The 14,133-nt window shown below is 60.5% G+C and carries 15 protein-coding genes and 1 other RNA gene; 8 read left to right on the top strand and 8 right to left on the bottom strand.

Translation table 11 applies throughout. The features are described from left to right. Nucleotides 1-20: 20 nt before the first annotated feature. The gene (gene queC / locus MC269_RS13900) at nt 21-716 is read right to left on the bottom strand and encodes a 7-cyano-7-deazaguanine synthase QueC (RefSeq protein ID WP_239955120.1); all 696 of its coding nucleotides are present in this window, start codon (nt 714-716) and stop codon (nt 21-23) included. Nucleotides 717-790: 74 nt separating this feature from the next. Beyond that, nucleotides 791-2,476 (bottom strand): SgrR family transcriptional regulator, encoded by a 1,686-nt coding sequence (locus tag MC269_RS13895; RefSeq protein WP_239952765.1) that lies wholly within the window; start codon nt 2,474-2,476, stop codon nt 791-793. Nucleotides 2,477-2,568: 92 nt separating this feature from the next. On the opposite strand from MC269_RS13895, the gene cof reads away from it, so the two are divergent. Further along, entirely contained in the window at nt 2,569-3,390 is an 822-nt protein-coding gene (cof, locus tag MC269_RS13890) for an HMP-PP phosphatase (protein WP_239952764.1), read from the top strand. A 34-nt stretch (nt 3,391-3,424) separates the two neighbouring features. Here the strand turns inward: cof and MC269_RS13885 are convergent, their stop codons facing one another. Continuing rightward, nucleotides 3,425-4,456 carry a PLP-dependent cysteine synthase family protein gene (locus MC269_RS13885; protein WP_239952763.1) on the bottom strand — a complete coding sequence of 344 codons (1,032 nt, stop codon included), beginning with the start codon at nt 4,454-4,456 and terminating at the stop codon, nt 3,425-3,427. A gap of 115 nt (nt 4,457-4,571) precedes the next feature. Between MC269_RS13885 and MC269_RS13880 the strand changes: the two genes are divergently transcribed. The 5 genes from MC269_RS13880 (at nt 4,572) to amtB (ending at nt 10,509) form a co-directional block, all read left to right on the top strand. After that, entirely contained in the window at nt 4,572-5,033 is a 462-nt protein-coding gene (locus MC269_RS13880; RefSeq protein ID WP_081139320.1) for an Lrp/AsnC family transcriptional regulator, read from the top strand. 22 nt (nt 5,034-5,055) lie between these two features. Then, entirely contained in the window at nt 5,056-6,831 is a 1,776-nt protein-coding gene (locus MC269_RS13875) for a SmdA family multidrug ABC transporter permease/ATP-binding protein (RefSeq protein ID WP_239952762.1), read from the top strand. Continuing rightward, complete coding sequence (locus MC269_RS13870) at nt 6,818-8,593, top strand: SmdB family multidrug efflux ABC transporter permease/ATP-binding protein (protein WP_081139322.1); 1,776 nt, start codon at nt 6,818-6,820, stop codon at nt 8,591-8,593. The genes MC269_RS13875 and MC269_RS13870 overlap by 14 nt, the downstream gene beginning before the upstream one ends. A gap of 257 nt (nt 8,594-8,850) precedes the next feature. Continuing rightward, nucleotides 8,851-9,189: a P-II family nitrogen regulator gene (glnK, locus tag MC269_RS13865; protein WP_033752690.1), complete on the top strand. Its 339-nt coding sequence runs from the start codon at nt 8,851-8,853 to the stop codon at nt 9,187-9,189. Between the two features lie 33 nt (nt 9,190-9,222). Beyond that, nucleotides 9,223-10,509 carry an ammonium transporter AmtB gene (gene amtB / locus MC269_RS13860; protein WP_081139323.1) on the top strand — a complete coding sequence of 429 codons (1,287 nt, stop codon included), beginning with the start codon at nt 9,223-9,225 and terminating at the stop codon, nt 10,507-10,509. A gap of 91 nt (nt 10,510-10,600) precedes the next feature. Here the strand turns inward: amtB and tesB are convergent, their stop codons facing one another. Continuing rightward, the gene (tesB, locus tag MC269_RS13855; RefSeq protein WP_239952761.1) at nt 10,601-11,464 is read right to left on the bottom strand and encodes an acyl-CoA thioesterase II; all 864 of its coding nucleotides are present in this window, start codon (nt 11,462-11,464) and stop codon (nt 10,601-10,603) included. A gap of 189 nt (nt 11,465-11,653) precedes the next feature. Between tesB and MC269_RS13850 the strand changes: the two genes are divergently transcribed. Continuing rightward, complete coding sequence (locus tag MC269_RS13850) at nt 11,654-12,211, top strand: YbaY family lipoprotein (RefSeq protein ID WP_239952760.1); 558 nt, start codon at nt 11,654-11,656, stop codon at nt 12,209-12,211. A gap of 33 nt (nt 12,212-12,244) precedes the next feature. Here the strand turns inward: MC269_RS13850 and MC269_RS13845 are convergent, their stop codons facing one another. Then, nucleotides 12,245-12,556, bottom strand: coding sequence for an MGMT family protein (locus MC269_RS13845; protein WP_239952759.1), 312 nt, complete (start codon nt 12,554-12,556; stop codon nt 12,245-12,247). Nucleotides 12,557-12,719: 163 nt separating this feature from the next. Between MC269_RS13845 and ffs the strand changes: the two genes are divergently transcribed. Beyond that, nucleotides 12,720-12,816: signal recognition particle sRNA small type (gene ffs / locus MC269_RS13840), an RNA gene on the top strand. Nucleotides 12,817-12,942: 126 nt separating this feature from the next. Here ffs and MC269_RS13835 read toward each other — a convergent pair. The 3 genes from MC269_RS13835 to MC269_RS13825 form a co-directional block, all read right to left on the bottom strand. Then, a complete protein-coding gene (locus MC269_RS13835) occupies nt 12,943-13,161 on the bottom strand; it encodes an HHA domain-containing protein (protein ID WP_081139327.1) in 219 nt (72 codons plus the stop codon). A gap of 23 nt (nt 13,162-13,184) precedes the next feature. After that, complete coding sequence (gene tomB, locus MC269_RS13830; protein WP_081139328.1) at nt 13,185-13,562, bottom strand: Hha toxicity modulator TomB; 378 nt, start codon at nt 13,560-13,562, stop codon at nt 13,185-13,187. 339 nt (nt 13,563-13,901) lie between these two features. Next, the gene (locus MC269_RS13825; RefSeq protein WP_239952758.1) at nt 13,902-14,063 is read right to left on the bottom strand and encodes a hypothetical protein; all 162 of its coding nucleotides are present in this window, start codon (nt 14,061-14,063) and stop codon (nt 13,902-13,904) included. Between the last annotated feature and the right edge of the window lie 70 nt (nt 14,064-14,133).

Genomic DNA, 14,133 nt, shown 5'->3' with positions numbered 1-14,133 from the left:
AGGCAGGGCCAGGAGCAGGATCAGGCTAAACCGCTTTTGCTTTTCATCGCTGTCATCACGCCGTCGCGGTCGGCGAGATAGTCGTTCAGGCCGCGCGCGCGCAGATGACAGGCAGCGCATTCGCCGCAGCCGTCGCCCTTCACGCCGTTGTAGCAGGTCAGCGTCTCTTCGCGCACCAGCGTCAGGCTCTGCCAGTAATCGGCCAGCGCCCAGGTCTCCGCTTTATTCAGCCACATCAGCGGGGTCTCAAAACGCACCTCGCACGCCATCCCCAGTATGACCGCGTGGTTCAGCGCCTTGACGAATTCGTCGCGGCAGTCGGGATAGCCGGAAAAATCGGTTTCGCAGACGCCGGTGATCACCGCTTCCGCCTCTACCTGATAAGCGTAAACCGACGCCAGAGTGAGAAACAGAATATTGCGTCCCGGCACAAAGGTGCTCGGCAGGCCGCTGGCGGCGGGATCGTAAGAGGGAACGGGAATATTGTCGCGGGTCAGGCTGCTCACCGCCAGCTCGTTGAGCAGCGTCACGTCGAGTACCTTGTGCGCCCGCGCGCCCAGCTTTAACGCCAGCTCGCGCGCGACGTCGATCTCTTCGCGATGGCGCTGCCCGTAGTCAAAGGTGACGCAGTGCACTTCGTCATACTGCTGCAGTGCCTGGATCAGGCAGGTGGTGGAGTCTTGTCCACCGCTAAACACGACAACGGCTCGTTTCATCATAATGTCCTGGTCGAAAATTTTGCGTCTATGGTAATGGCTCTGCGCGCCGCTGAACAGCCTGACGCGGCGCGTCACACCGCCAGCGGCGGCGCCACCCAGGCGCGGCTGAAGTCAAACCAGCCCAGCGTGTTGAGCTGAATGCCCTCTACGCCCGGCGGCGCGAAAATTTGATAGCGATAGTTAAACAGCGGCAGCAGCAGACCGTCTTGCATCAATCGATGGTAGAGCTGATGCAGCGCGGCGCTGCGGGCCTCGCTTTCAGCCAGCTGCTGGATCGCCGACAGCTGCTGGCGAAGGGGACGGCTGTTTTCAGCGGGCCATAGCTGGTCAAGCTCCAGCCAGCTGGCCAGCGTAAAGATCGGCGCGTCGCCAATCAGCCGATCGCCCATCACCAGATCGGCCTGCGCCAGATCCTCTGTGCGCCGCCAGCTTTTGACGTCGTGAAAGGTCAGGGTCAGCTCGCAGCCTTCGGCGCGCAGCAGCTGGCGCAGCGCCTGCGCCATCTCATGCAGCTCCACCGGCAGCTGATAGTGCAGCGTCAGATGCGGCGGCAGCTGGCACGCCTCTTCCTCTTCAACCAAGGGCACCGGCCAGCCCGGCAGCAGCTCTTTACTCGGCGTGATTAATCCCTCTTCCAGCGGCAGCTGCGCCACGATGCCGCTTTGCTGCAGCAGGCGGAACAGGCGACGCGCCTGCGCCGGGCTAAAGCCGGCGCGCGGCCGACAGGCGAGGTAGCAGAAGCCGAGGCTGATGCTGCGGCTGACCGAGCGCAGCGACGCCAGATCCGCCGCGTCGCCGATGGCGATCTGCACCGGATGGCGGCAGCTGGTGCCCAGCGCGCGATCGAACAGCGTCGGGGTAATCCAGTACTCCACCGCCTGCATTAGCGGCAGCTGTAGGTGCCAGCGCGCATGGCTCTCGATACGCACCAGCTCGGGGGTAAAGTGCGCCAGCTTCCAGGCGCCGCTGCCGAGGCGCGGCTGCTGCGGATGGGGCAGCAGGCAGAGCTGATGCGCCAGCCGCCAGGGCAGCCAGTGGTCGCTGCTGCTGAGCTGAAAGCGCAGCGCCAGCGGGTGGGGCGCGTCGACGCGTTCAACCTGCGCCAGCAGGCGTCGCGCGCGATCGTCCTGCAGAATGCGCTGAAACTGCTCCACCAGCTGCGCGGCCTGAATCGGCTCGTCGCTGTGCCAGAACAGCTGCGGACGCAGCCAGAACAGCCAGACGCGCCCGTCGTCGCTGCAGTGCCAGTGATGGGCGAGGTCGCCCACCGGCTCATCCGCCTCGAAGCGCGTCAGGCCGGAAAAGAGCTGGCGCGCCAGATGCTGTTCGGCGCGTCCGCTGATCTGCAGCGGCGCCACCGATTCCAGCGGGCGATAGTAGGGGATGCGCAGCACCGGCGCGTCGTTTTGCCACTGGCCGCCCATCAGCGGGCGCAGCAGGTTAACCAGCCGATCCGGCGCCATATCCAGCAGCTGCAGCGCTTCGGCGGCGTTGCCCGCCTGCAACTGCGTCTGCAGCAGCTGTTGCCGCAGCTGCTCCGGGGTGCGCAGAAAGGTAAGCCGCCCGAGCTTTCCGCGCCCCGACTCTCCCTGCCAGTAGAGCCAGCCCGCCTGCTGCCACTGCGACAGCAGGGTGCGCAGATGGCGATCGCTGCAGAAGCAGCGGCTGGCCATCTCGGCCACGCAGGTCTGCTGGGGCGCGCCCTGGCTCTGCTGCCACAGGCGCTGAAACTGATTAAGGCGATTAAGCTGGCGCATCATAAACCCGGAAGCGTTTTCGAAAAGTATTCACTATTAGTTCCGGGATTACCAGGCGATAGTGAAGGCTGTTTTTTCAACGGGAGAGAGCAATGGCACGACTCGCCGCATTCGATATGGACGGCACGCTGCTGCTGCCCAGCCATCAGCTGGGTCAGCAGACGCTCGCCAGCCTGCTGGCGCTGCATCAGCGCGATGTGCATCTGGCGTTCGCCACCGGCCGGCATCTGCTGGAGATGCAGATCCTGCGCCAGCGCATCACGCTGCCCGCGTGGCTGATCACCGGCAACGGCACGCGCGTGCACGATCTGGAGGGGCATCTGCTGTTCGCCAGCGACCTTTCGCCGTCGGTGGCGGAGGAGGTGCTGCACAGCCGCTGGGAGAGCACGGCGACGGTGCACGTTTTCAACGACGACGGCTGGTTTACCGACGTGCCGGTGCCGCAGATGCTGCAGGCGCACGCGCTAAGCGGCTTCGGCTATCAGCTGCGCGACCTGAAAAGCTTTCCCGCGCACCAGGTGACAAAAATCTGCTTTGTCGACGATCACCACGCGCTCCTTCCGTTGCAAAGCCAGCTGGAGGCGGCGATCGGCGATCGCGCCACGATTTGCTTCTCGGCGTGGGACTGTCTGGAAGTGCTGCCGCTCAACTGCAACAAAGGCAGCGCGCTCGCCATGCTGTGTCAGCACCTTTCGCTGACGCTGGCGGAGTGTATGGCTTTCGGCGACGCCATGAACGACCGTGAAATGCTGTCGCTGGTGGGCAAAGGTTTTGTGATGGGCAACGCCATGAGCCAGCTCAAGTCCGCGCTGCCCCATTTGCCGGTTATCGGCCATTGCGAGACACAGGCGGTGTCTCACTATTTAGATCACTGGATGGCGACGCCGCACCTCGCGTATTCCCCCGAATGCTGAGGATTTCCGTGACGCGGACAGGAGGTCCGCGCTTTTATTCCAGCTCGCGCTGCCAGCGGCTGATATCGCCAAACTGCCGCGCCACCCAGCTTTCGTCATAGTAGCTGTCAGGATAGCGCTCGCCGCTGTCGCACATCAGCGTTACCAGCGATCCCTGTTCCCCCCGCGCCCGCATCCGTTTCGCTACCTGCATCATGCCCCAGAAGTTGGTGCCGGTAGAGGCGCCCGGTTTGCGGCCGATAATCTGCTCCAGTTTGCGCATCGCCGCGAGGGTCGCGCCGTCCGGCACTTTCATGATTTCGTCAATCACGTCCGGCATAAAAGAGGGCTCGACGCGCGGACGGCCGATGCCTTCGATCAGGCTGCCGCGCGGGCTGCGCAGCGTCGCGTCACGGCTGTGCCAGTAGTCGAAGAACACCGAGTGCTCGGGATCGACCACCAGCAGCCGGGTGGCGAAGCCCTGATAGCGAATATAGCGGCCCAGCGTTGCCGAGGTGCCGCCGGTGCCGGCGCTCATGATCAGGGTATGCGGCACCGGAAAGGGCTCGAGCGCCATCTGACGGAAAATGCTCTCCGCGATGTTATTATTGCCGCGCCAGTCGGTGGCGCGCTCGGCGTAGGTAAACTGATCCATAAAGTGACCGTCCAGCTCGCGCGCCAGCTGCGCCGAGGCGCTGTAAAGCTCGCAGGGATCGGCGACGAAGTGGCACTGCCCGCCGTAAAATTCGATCTGGGCGATTTTGCGCTTCGCGGTGCTCGCCGGCATTACGGCGATAAAGGGCAGGCCGAGCAGCTGGGCGAAATAGGCTTCCGACACCGCCGTGCTGCCGGAGGACGCCTCGATCACCGGCCGGTTCTCTTTAATCCAGCCGTTCGCCAGCCCGTAGAGAAACAGCGAGCGTGCCAGGCGATGCTTCAGGCTGCCGCTGGGATGGGTGCTCTCATCTTTCAGATAGAAGCTGATACCGGGATAATCCGCCAGGCGAAAGCGAATCAGGTGGGTTTCGGCGGAGCGCTGAAAGTCCGCGTTGATTTCATTAATGGCGTGGCGAGTCCAGTTACTCATGATGCGATTCCGGCAGAGAAGATGCGCTGATTGTAAGGCACGGGCAGGAAAAAGAGGTTGCTTTATCTTCGCTATAATGGCGCCATTGGAGAAAAAAATTCTCCCGGAGGAGCAAATGTTAGATAAAACTGACCGCCATCTGCTGGATCTGCTGCAGCGCGACTGCACGCTTTCGCTGCAGGCGCTGGCGGACGCCGTCAATCTGACCACCACGCCGTGCTGGAAGCGACTGAAAAAGCTGGAGGATGACGGTATCATCCGCGCACGCGTCGCGCTGCTCGATGCGGAAAAGCTCGGCCTGTCGCTCACCGCGTTTATGCTGGTGAAAACCCAGCAGCACAGCCGCGAATGGTATCAGCGCTTCGTCTCGGCGGTGCAGAGCATGCCGGAAGTGCTGGCGTTCTATCGTATGGCGGGCGAGTACGACTATCTGCTGCGCGTTCAGGTGGCGGATATGAAGCGTTATGACGATTTTTACAAACGTCTGGTCAACAGCGTGCCGGGCCTGATTGACGTCACCTCCAGCTTTGCCATGGAGGAGATCAAATACACCACGGCGCTGCCCGTTGCTCCCTGAAGCAAAAGAAAGAGAATAGCTTGTGCGATTATTCAGCCAGTTAAGTTGGTACTTTATTCGCGAGTGGCGGCGCTATCTGGGCGCGGTCACTCTGTTGATCATCATCGCGATCCTGCAGCTGCTGCCGCCGCATCTGGTGGGCGTGATCGTCGACGGCGTCACGCGCCACAGCATGAGCGGCAGCACCATTATGATGTGGATCGGCGTAATGCTGGCGACCGCCGTGGCGACCTATCTGCTGCGCTACGTCTGGCGCGTGCTGCTGTTCGGCGCCTCCTATCAGCTCGCCGTCGAGCTGCGCGAAGATTTCTATCGGCAGCTCAGCCGCCAGCACCCGGCGTTTTACCTGCGCCATCGCACCGGCGATCTGATCGCGCGCGCCACCAACGATGTCGACCGCGTGGTGTTCGCCGCAGGAGAAGGGGTGCTGACGCTAGTGGATTCGCTGGTGATGGGCTGCGTGGTGCTGCTGGTGATGAGCCTGCAGATCAGCTGGCAGCTGACGCTGCTGTCGCTGGTGCCGATGCCGATTATGGCGCTGTTTATCCACCGCTACGGCAACCAGCTGCACGATCGCTTCAAGCTGGCGCAGGCGGCTTTCTCCAGCCTGAACGATCAGACGCAGGAGAGCCTGACCAGCATCCGCATGATCAAGGCGTTCGGCCTTGAGTCGCACCAGTCTGAACAGTTCTCCGCCATTGCGCGCGACACCGGAGCGAAAAACCTGCGCGTGGCGCGCGTTGACGCCCGTTTTGACCCGACTATCTACATCGCCATCGGCCTCGCCAATCTGCTGGCAATCGGCGGCGGCAGCTGGATGGTCTGGCATCAACAGCTCACGCTCGGTCAGCTCACCAGCTTTGTGATGTACCTCGGCCTGATGATCTGGCCGATGCTGGCGCTGGCGTGGATGTTTAACATCGTCGAGCGCGGCAGCGCCGCCTGGAGCCGCATCGGCGCGCTGCTGGCGGAGGCGCCAGCGGTGCAGGATGGCGAGCAGGAGCTGCCCGCCGAAGCGGGAACGCTGCAGGCGGCTATCCGCGAGTTTCGCTATCCGGCCAGCGGCGCGCCGGTGCTGCGCAATCTGCGCTTTACGCTAAAACCGGGCCAGATGCTCGGCCTGTGCGGCCCGACCGGCAGTGGCAAAAGCACGCTGCTCAGCCTGCTGCAGCGCCACTTCGATATCGACAGCGGAGAGATCCGCTATCACGACGTGCCGCTGACGCAGCTGCGCATCGACAGCTGGCGCAGCCGCCTGGCGGTGGTCAGCCAGACGCCGTTTCTTTTCTCCGACAGCGTGGCGAGCAATATCGCGCTGGGCAGGCCTGGCGCCACGCAGGAGGCGATTGAGCGCGCGGCGACGCTGGCCTGCGTGCATGAGGATATCCTGCGGCTGCCGCAGGGCTATCAGACCGAAGTGGGCGAGCGCGGCGTGATGCTCTCCGGCGGACAGAAGCAGCGGATCGCTATTGCGCGCGCGCTGCTGCTCGACGCGGAGATCCTGATCCTCGACGACGCGCTATCGGCGGTCGACGGCCGCACCGAGCATGACATCCTGCACAACCTGCGTCAGTGGGGCAAAGGACGCACGCTGATCATCAGCGCGCATCGTCTGTCGGCGCTGACGGAGGCGAGCGAAATTCTGGTGCTGCAGCAGGGCGAAGTGGCTCAGCGTGGCGATCATGAGGCGCTGGCGGCCGAGCCGGGCTGGTATCGCGATATGTATCGCTATCAGCAGCTTGAGGCGGCGCTGGACGAAGACGAACCGGCAAAAGAGGCGCGCGATGGCGAAATCTAAACGCTTATGGCCGACGCTAAAGCGTCTGCTCGCCTACGGCAAGCCGTGGCGTAAATCGCTGAGCCTCGCGGTCGGCATGCTATGGATCGCCGCCGCGGCCGAAGTGACCGGGCCGGTGCTGGTCAGCTACTTTATCGACCAGCTGGTGGCAAAACATCAGATGCCGCTGGGCATTGTGGCGGGACTGGCGGTGAGCTTTATTCTGCTGCAGCTGCTGGCGGCGGGGCTGCACTATTTTCAGGCGCTGCTGTTTAACCGCGCGGCGATCGGCGTCGTGCAGCAGCTGCGCAGCGACGTGATGGACGCGGCGCTGCGTCAGCCGCTCAGCGCGTTCGACACTCAACCGGTGGGGCAGATTATTTCACGCGTCACCAACGACACCGAAGTGATTAAAGATCTCTACGTGACGGTGGTGGCGACGGTGCTGCGCAGCGCGGCGCTGATCGGCGCGATGATGGTGGCGATGTTTAGCCTCGACTGGCGCATGGCGCTGGTGGCGATGGCGATCTTTCCGCTGGTGCTGACGGTGATGCTGATTTATCAGCGCTACAGCACGCCGATCGCGCGTCGCGTGCGCAGCTATCTGGCGGATATCAATAACGGCTTCAACGAAGTGATCAACGGCATGAGCGTCATCCAGCAGTTTCGCCAGCAGGCGCGCTTCGGCGAGCGCATGAGCGAGGCCAGCCGTGCGCACTATCTGGCGCGCATGCAGACGCTGCGGCTCGACGGGTTTCTGCTGCGTCCGCTGCTTAGCCTGTTTTCAGCGATGATCCTCTGCGGTCTGCTGCTGCTGTTTAGCTTCTCCTCGCCGGGCATTTTCGAAGTCGGCGTGCTCTATGCGTTTATTACTTATCTCGGGCGCCTGAACGAACCGCTGATCGAACTCACCACGCAGCAGTCGATGCTGCAGCAGGCGGTGGTGTCGGGGGAACGTATTTTCGAGCTGATGGATGCGGCTCAGCAGCGCTACGGCGCCGACGATCGCCCGCTGGCGTCTGGCCGCATCGCGCTGCGGCACCTCAGCTTCGCCTATCGCGCCGATCGCAACGTGCTGAGCGATATCAACCTTGAGGTGCCGGCGCGCAGTTTTATCGCGCTGGTCGGGCATACCGGCAGCGGCAAAAGCACGCTCGCCAACCTGCTGATGGGCTACTACCCGGCGACGCACGGCGAGATATGCCTGGACGACCGGCCCATTAGCCAGCTCAGCCATCAGACGCTGCGCCGCGGCATCGCCATGGTGCAGCAGGATCCGGTGGTGCTGGCGGATAGCCTGCTGGCTAACGTGCGCCTTGGCCGCGATATCAGCGAAGAGGCGGTGTGGCAGGCGCTGGAGCGGGTGCAGCTGGCGTCGCTGGCGCGCGCCTTGCCCGATACCATCCATACGCGCCTGGGCGAGCAGGGCAACACGCTGTCGGTCGGGCAGAAGCAGCTGCTGGCGCTGGCGCGCGTGCTGGTGGAGATGCCACAGATCCTTATCCTCGACGAAGCGACCGCCAACATCGACTCCGGCACCGAGCAGGCGATTCAGCAGACGCTGCGCGCGCTGCGCCAGCACACCACGCTGGTGGTTATCGCTCATCGTCTGTCGACCATTACCGAGGCGGACACCATTCTGGTGCTGCATCGCGGTCAGGTGGTAGAGCAGGGCGATCACGCCGCGCTGCTGGCGCGGCAGGGACGCTACTGGCAGATGTATCAGCTGCAGCAGGCGGGTGATGAACTCGCGTCGGGCAAGGCGATCGCCGCCGTTGACTAGATTGCACCTTTTTTGCGCGCAATTATCAGAATGTTCTGTATCTGTGCACTTCTTTGAGGCCACCAGCACCAAAGAAGTGCAGTTTTTTAACCGCTACGCCTCGCTTTTCTGAGCAGCCGCTTTCGCTCTCCTGACCCGAGCCGTACTGCGCTGCTTTTACCTCTCTTTCTGTCCCTGTTTGTATTCCTGGCACAGCCTTTGCTTCTGTCTCTGCGTGTCTGACGCGACTCACTTGTCTACTACCCGGAGGGGATGCAATGAAGCTGGTTACCGTGGTCATCAAACCGTTCAAACTGGAGGATGTGCGCGAAGCCCTCTCCTCTATCGGCATTCAGGGGCTGACCGTCTCTGAAGTTAAAGGATTTGGCCGCCAGAAGGGCCATGCGGAACTCTATCGCGGCGCCGAGTACAGCGTGAACTTTCTGCCCAAGGTCAAAATCGATGTCGCCATCGCTGACGACCAGCTCGACGAGGTGGTGGATGTGATCAGCAAAGCGGCCTACACCGGCAAGATCGGTGACGGCAAAATTTTTGTCGCTGAGCTTCAGCGCGTTATCCGTATTCGCACCGGCGAGACCGACGAAGCAGCGCTGTAATTTCGGCTACGTAATCTGATGGGATGGAAAAAAATGAATAAAGCATTCACCTTGTTGGGCCTCATCAGCCTGGCGCTGGTACCGTCGCTGGCGATGGCTGCGCCTGCCGTTGCGGATAAGGCCGATAACGCATTTATGATGATTTGCACCGCGCTGGTGCTGTTTATGACGATTCCAGGGATCGCGCTGTTTTACGGCGGCTTAATCCGCGGCAAGAACGTGCTTTCGATGCTGACGCAGGTGGCGGTGACCTTTGCGCTGGTCTGCGTGCTGTGGATTATTTATGGCTATTCGCTGGCGTTCAGCGAAGGCAACGCCTTTTTCGGCAGCTTCCAGTGGGCGATGCTGAAAAACATCGAGCTGAAAGCAGTGATGGGCAGCTTCTATCAGTATATCCACGTGGCGTTCCAGGCATCGTTCGCCTGTATTACCGTGGGGCTGATCGTCGGCGCCATCGCCGAGCGTATTCGCTTCTCCGCCGTGCTGATTTTCGTTGGCGTGTGGGTCACGCTGGCCTATCTGCCGATTGCGCACATGGTCTGGGCGGGCGGTTTCCTGGCACAGGATGGGGCGCTGGACTTCGCCGGCGGCACGGTGGTGCATATCAACGCCGCGATCGCCGGCCTGGTGGGCGCCTATCTGGTGGGCAAGCGCGCCGGCTTTGGCAAAGAGGCGTTTAAACCGCACAACCTGCCGATGGTGTTTACCGGCACCGCGATCCTTTATGTCGGCTGGTTTGGCTTCAACGCCGGCTCCGCCTCCGCCGCTAATGAAATCGCCGCGCTGGCCTTCCTCAACACCGTGGTGGCGACCGCGGGCGCGGTGCTGTCATGGACCTTCGGTGAGTGGGCGGTGCGCGGCAAGCCGTCGCTGCTGGGCGCCTGTTCAGGTTTTATCGCGGGTCTGGTCGCGATCACCCCAGCCTGCGGCTACGTGGGTGTCGGCGGCGCGCTGATTATTGGTCTGGTGGGCGGTCTGGCTGGACTGTGGGGCGTTACCTCGCTGAAGAAAATGCTGCGCGTGGATGACCCGTGCGACGTCTTCGGCGTGCACGGCGTCTGCGGCATCGTCGGCTGTATCCTGACCGGCGTCTTCGCCTCCTCTTCGCTGGGCGGCGTCGGCTATGCTGAAGGCGTCACCATGGGCCATCAGGTCTGGGTGCAGCTGTTCAGCGTCGGCGTCACCATCGTCTGGTCGGCAGTGGTCGCCTTTATCGGCTTTAAGCTGGCGGATATGATTGTCGGTCTGCGCGTGCCGGAAGAGCAGGAGCGCGAAGGTCTGGACGTCAACAGCCACGGCGAGAACGCTTACAACCAGTAAGCCGTCGGGCAAAGAAGAGCAGTGCGCTAAATAATAACAACAGCAACAAGGGGCGATGATTCGCCCCTTTTTTTTGCCTGCGCGATCTTGCCTATTCGCTGCGCTGGCGCATGACCCCTTCCTGTACGGTAGAGGCGACCAGCACGCCCTGCTGGTTATAGAACTCGCCACGCACAAAGCCGCGTGCGCCGGAAGCGGAGGTGCTCACCACGCTGTAGAGCAGCCAGTCGCTGAAGTTGAACGGGCGGTGAAACCACATCGAGTGGTCGATGGTGGCGACCTGCATATCCGCTTCCAGAAAACCCTTGCCGTGCGGCTGTAGCGCGACCGGCAGGAAGTTGAGGTCAGAAGCGTAGCCCAGCAAATACTGATGAATGCGCAGATCGGCAGGCAGGCCGCCGTTGGCGCGGATCCACACCTGACGCACCGGCTCATCGACGCGGCCTTTTAGCGGGTTGTGGATCTGCACCGGGCGTATCTCCAGCGGCCGCTCGGCGATAAACTTCTCCCGCACCTTTTCCGGCAGCAGATGCGCCATCTTCTGCGCCAGATCCTGCTCCGAGGCCAGGATGTCCGGGCCGGGCACCTCGGGCATGGCATTCTGATGCTCGAAGCCGCTCTCCGGCGCCTGGAACGACGCGGTCATATAGAAAATCGGCTGGCCGTTCTGAATGGCGCTGACGCGGCGCGCGCTAAAGCTTTTGCCGTCGCGCAGGGTTTCCACGTTGTAAATAATCCCTTTCTTGCTGTCGCCCGGTCGCAGGAAGTAGCTGTGAAAAGAGTGGATGATGCGCGCTTCCGGCACGGTCTGTTTCGCTGCATAGAGCGCCTGACCCACTACCTGACCGCCAAACACCTGACGCAGTCCTAAATCCTCGCTCTGGCCACGAAACAGGCCCTCTTCCAGCTTTTCCAGATTTAATAAATTCAGCAGATTTTGCAGCGCCTGGCTCATAGTGCAATCCTCACAAAGTTAACCGGCTCAGTGTGAAAGATCCGACCAGTTGCCGTCAATCAAAGAGTGCGCCGGAGGGCGACAGGAAATATCTGCATTTTATGCCAGGATTAAGGACATAAGGCGAGTGAAACCCTGTACGAGACATTCGCAGCCGATAATCATAGTGATCAGATGGAGACGACATCAATGAAACTCTGGCAAGTGGTAAGTGGTATTACCTTAATTGCAGCCGCCGCCGGTTGTGCCGATCACAGCAAACCGGTTCCGGTGCCGACGCTGGGCGCCAGCGCAGCAGGGCAGCAGGCGGCTATCGCGCAGCCTAACGTAAGCGGTACGGTCTATATCCGTCAGCGTATCGCGCTGCCGCCAGACGCGGTGCTGACGGTGACGCTCTCCGACGCCTCGCTGTCGGATGCGCCGTCAAAAGTGCTGTCGCAGCGCGCCGTGCACACGCAGGGCAAGCAGGCACCGTTCCAGTTTGTCCTGCCGTTTAATCCGGCCGATATCCAGCCCAACGCGCGCATCTTGCTGAGCGCGGCGATTACCATCGACGGCAAGCTGGCGTTTATTACCGATGCCGTGAAGCCGGTGATCAATCAGGGCGGAACCAAAGCGGAGCTGCTGCTGGTGCCGGTGCCGCAAACCGCGCTGCTGACGCAGCCGGGCGCGGTCACTACCGTGCCGTCTACGTCACCGACCCAGGTGACGCCATCCTCTTCGGTGCCTGCGCCGACCAGCCTGTAATCGACTCGCAGCGGGGCGTCTTCGCCCCGCTTGTCAGGGTTGCCAGCGATAGCGTGCCAGCTCTACCTGTCCGCTGTCGCTTATCTCTATGCCTTCCTCCGCCAGCGCGTCGCGCTGCCGCAGCAGATCGTCGCCCTGTAGGGAGATGGTGCCGTGTCGGTTAATCACGCGATGCCAGGGAAGCTGGCTACCTGGCGGCAGACGGCGCAAAACGCCGCCGACCTGGCGCGCGGCGCGCGGTGAACCGGCAAGCCGCGCGATATCGCCATAGGTGGCGACTTTGCCAGCGGGAATAGCGGCAACGATGTGCCAGATGCGCTGCTGAAAACTCTCTTGCGGATCCATAGCGATGTCCCAGAAGCAAAATGCCACTGTAGCACAGAGAGAGGAGGCGCTGCGTTGATGTGCTGTTCAAGAAAACAACGGTCGCCCGGGCGGCGCTTGCAATTGGCCGGGCCTTCCCTGATAATGCCCCCGCCTTCGAAAGAGGGCTTGTCAATGGAGGCTCTGTTGGTCCTCCCGCAATGCTAACTTGTGAACTCGGTCAGGTCCGGAAGGAAGCAGCCGCAGCAGGTGACGCGTGTGCCGGGATGTGGCTGGCAGGGCCTCCACCACTTTCTCCCCGCCAAAAATCCTCAAGCGACGCTCATAACCGCCATTCCATGGCGAGTTACACATTTATCTGAAACAAAAAGGGCAGGTTGCAGCAAAGGGAGAAGCAAAACAGGCTATTAACGCACAAACTTCCATACCGAGCCGGGCACTTTGTCGTAAAGCTTATTCATCGTCAGTTCAGCCAGACGGTGATCGGCAGCTGAATAGAATACCGCCAGTTCATCATCAGAAAGTTCATACTTATTTTTTTCGATCACGCGCTCCAGCGTGTCGATTGAGCGGCAGCGTCTCAGCCGCATCAAATAATCGGTTTTCGTCAACATTTTATCGTTCATAAATAAACCGGTCTCATGTTTACCTAAATGGAGTGACTGGGTTGCTGAAGGTAAGCACACTCTTCGCTAAAAATATTAAATAAGCGCCGGGCGGAACGCTGCCACCGATTCAAATCTTGTGCATTGATACCGTAATTAGTAAACAGCATAAAGGTATCATCAAGATAGTCGTCGATTTGCGTAATCAGGGCTTCATCTTCAGCATGCTTTATTTTGTAATTCATCGTGAAAGAAGCGATGTGCTCAATCAAATCATTAAGCTGTAAATTGCTCTCTGAAGTCGGGTCGTTAACCCAGCCATGGTGGCTGTCGGTCAGCGTCGCCATACTTTCATCAAACAGGCTCTCACACAAGAATTTAAGCTGGGCAATATCATGCCGTTTCGGTGAGTACTCGTCCATCTTTTTCCCCTCCATAGCTTGCACGGATGCCGCAGCGCGGCGAGTTTAGGTTAAGCGGCCAGGAAGCGATGTTGAATAGCGGTCAGAGTGAAAGACACATTAAATATACGTCACAATCATTAGATTTGCTCACCTCAATTACCAAATATTACAATTCGTCAGCAGGGGAGGGTTGCTGGTTGTCAATCAGCTCGAACTCAACTCTGCCGGGAAAAACCTGAAACATAACCTGCTCTTCACGCGTAAATGTTTCGTTTAAATCCAGACAAGGACTAAATATATGACCGCTAAATTGATAAAGCATTTTAAAACGATTGCTGGCTAACTTTTCGACAGACTTTATTTTAAAACTCTCAGGAAGTAACTGCGCGTGGGGTGAATACCATTGCAGATCCCGGCCAGGGGCTGCGCTATTTTGGGAATATTCCGTTGGATAAACGCCGTTAATTCTGGGATGCCTGGGTTATCCCCATTGATATTGCTTTCGAGCTGTAGTGACATATCTTTTTCCGGCTCTCTGGATTGATAAACCGATCATTAGACTTATGCAACCACTTTGCAACAGGCAGAA

The organism is Pantoea sp. Z09 (assembly GCF_022394795.1).
GTDB lineage: Bacteria > Pseudomonadota > Gammaproteobacteria > Enterobacterales > Enterobacteriaceae > Pantoea > Pantoea latae.
This window is presented reverse-complemented; position numbering and strand designations above follow the sequence as displayed.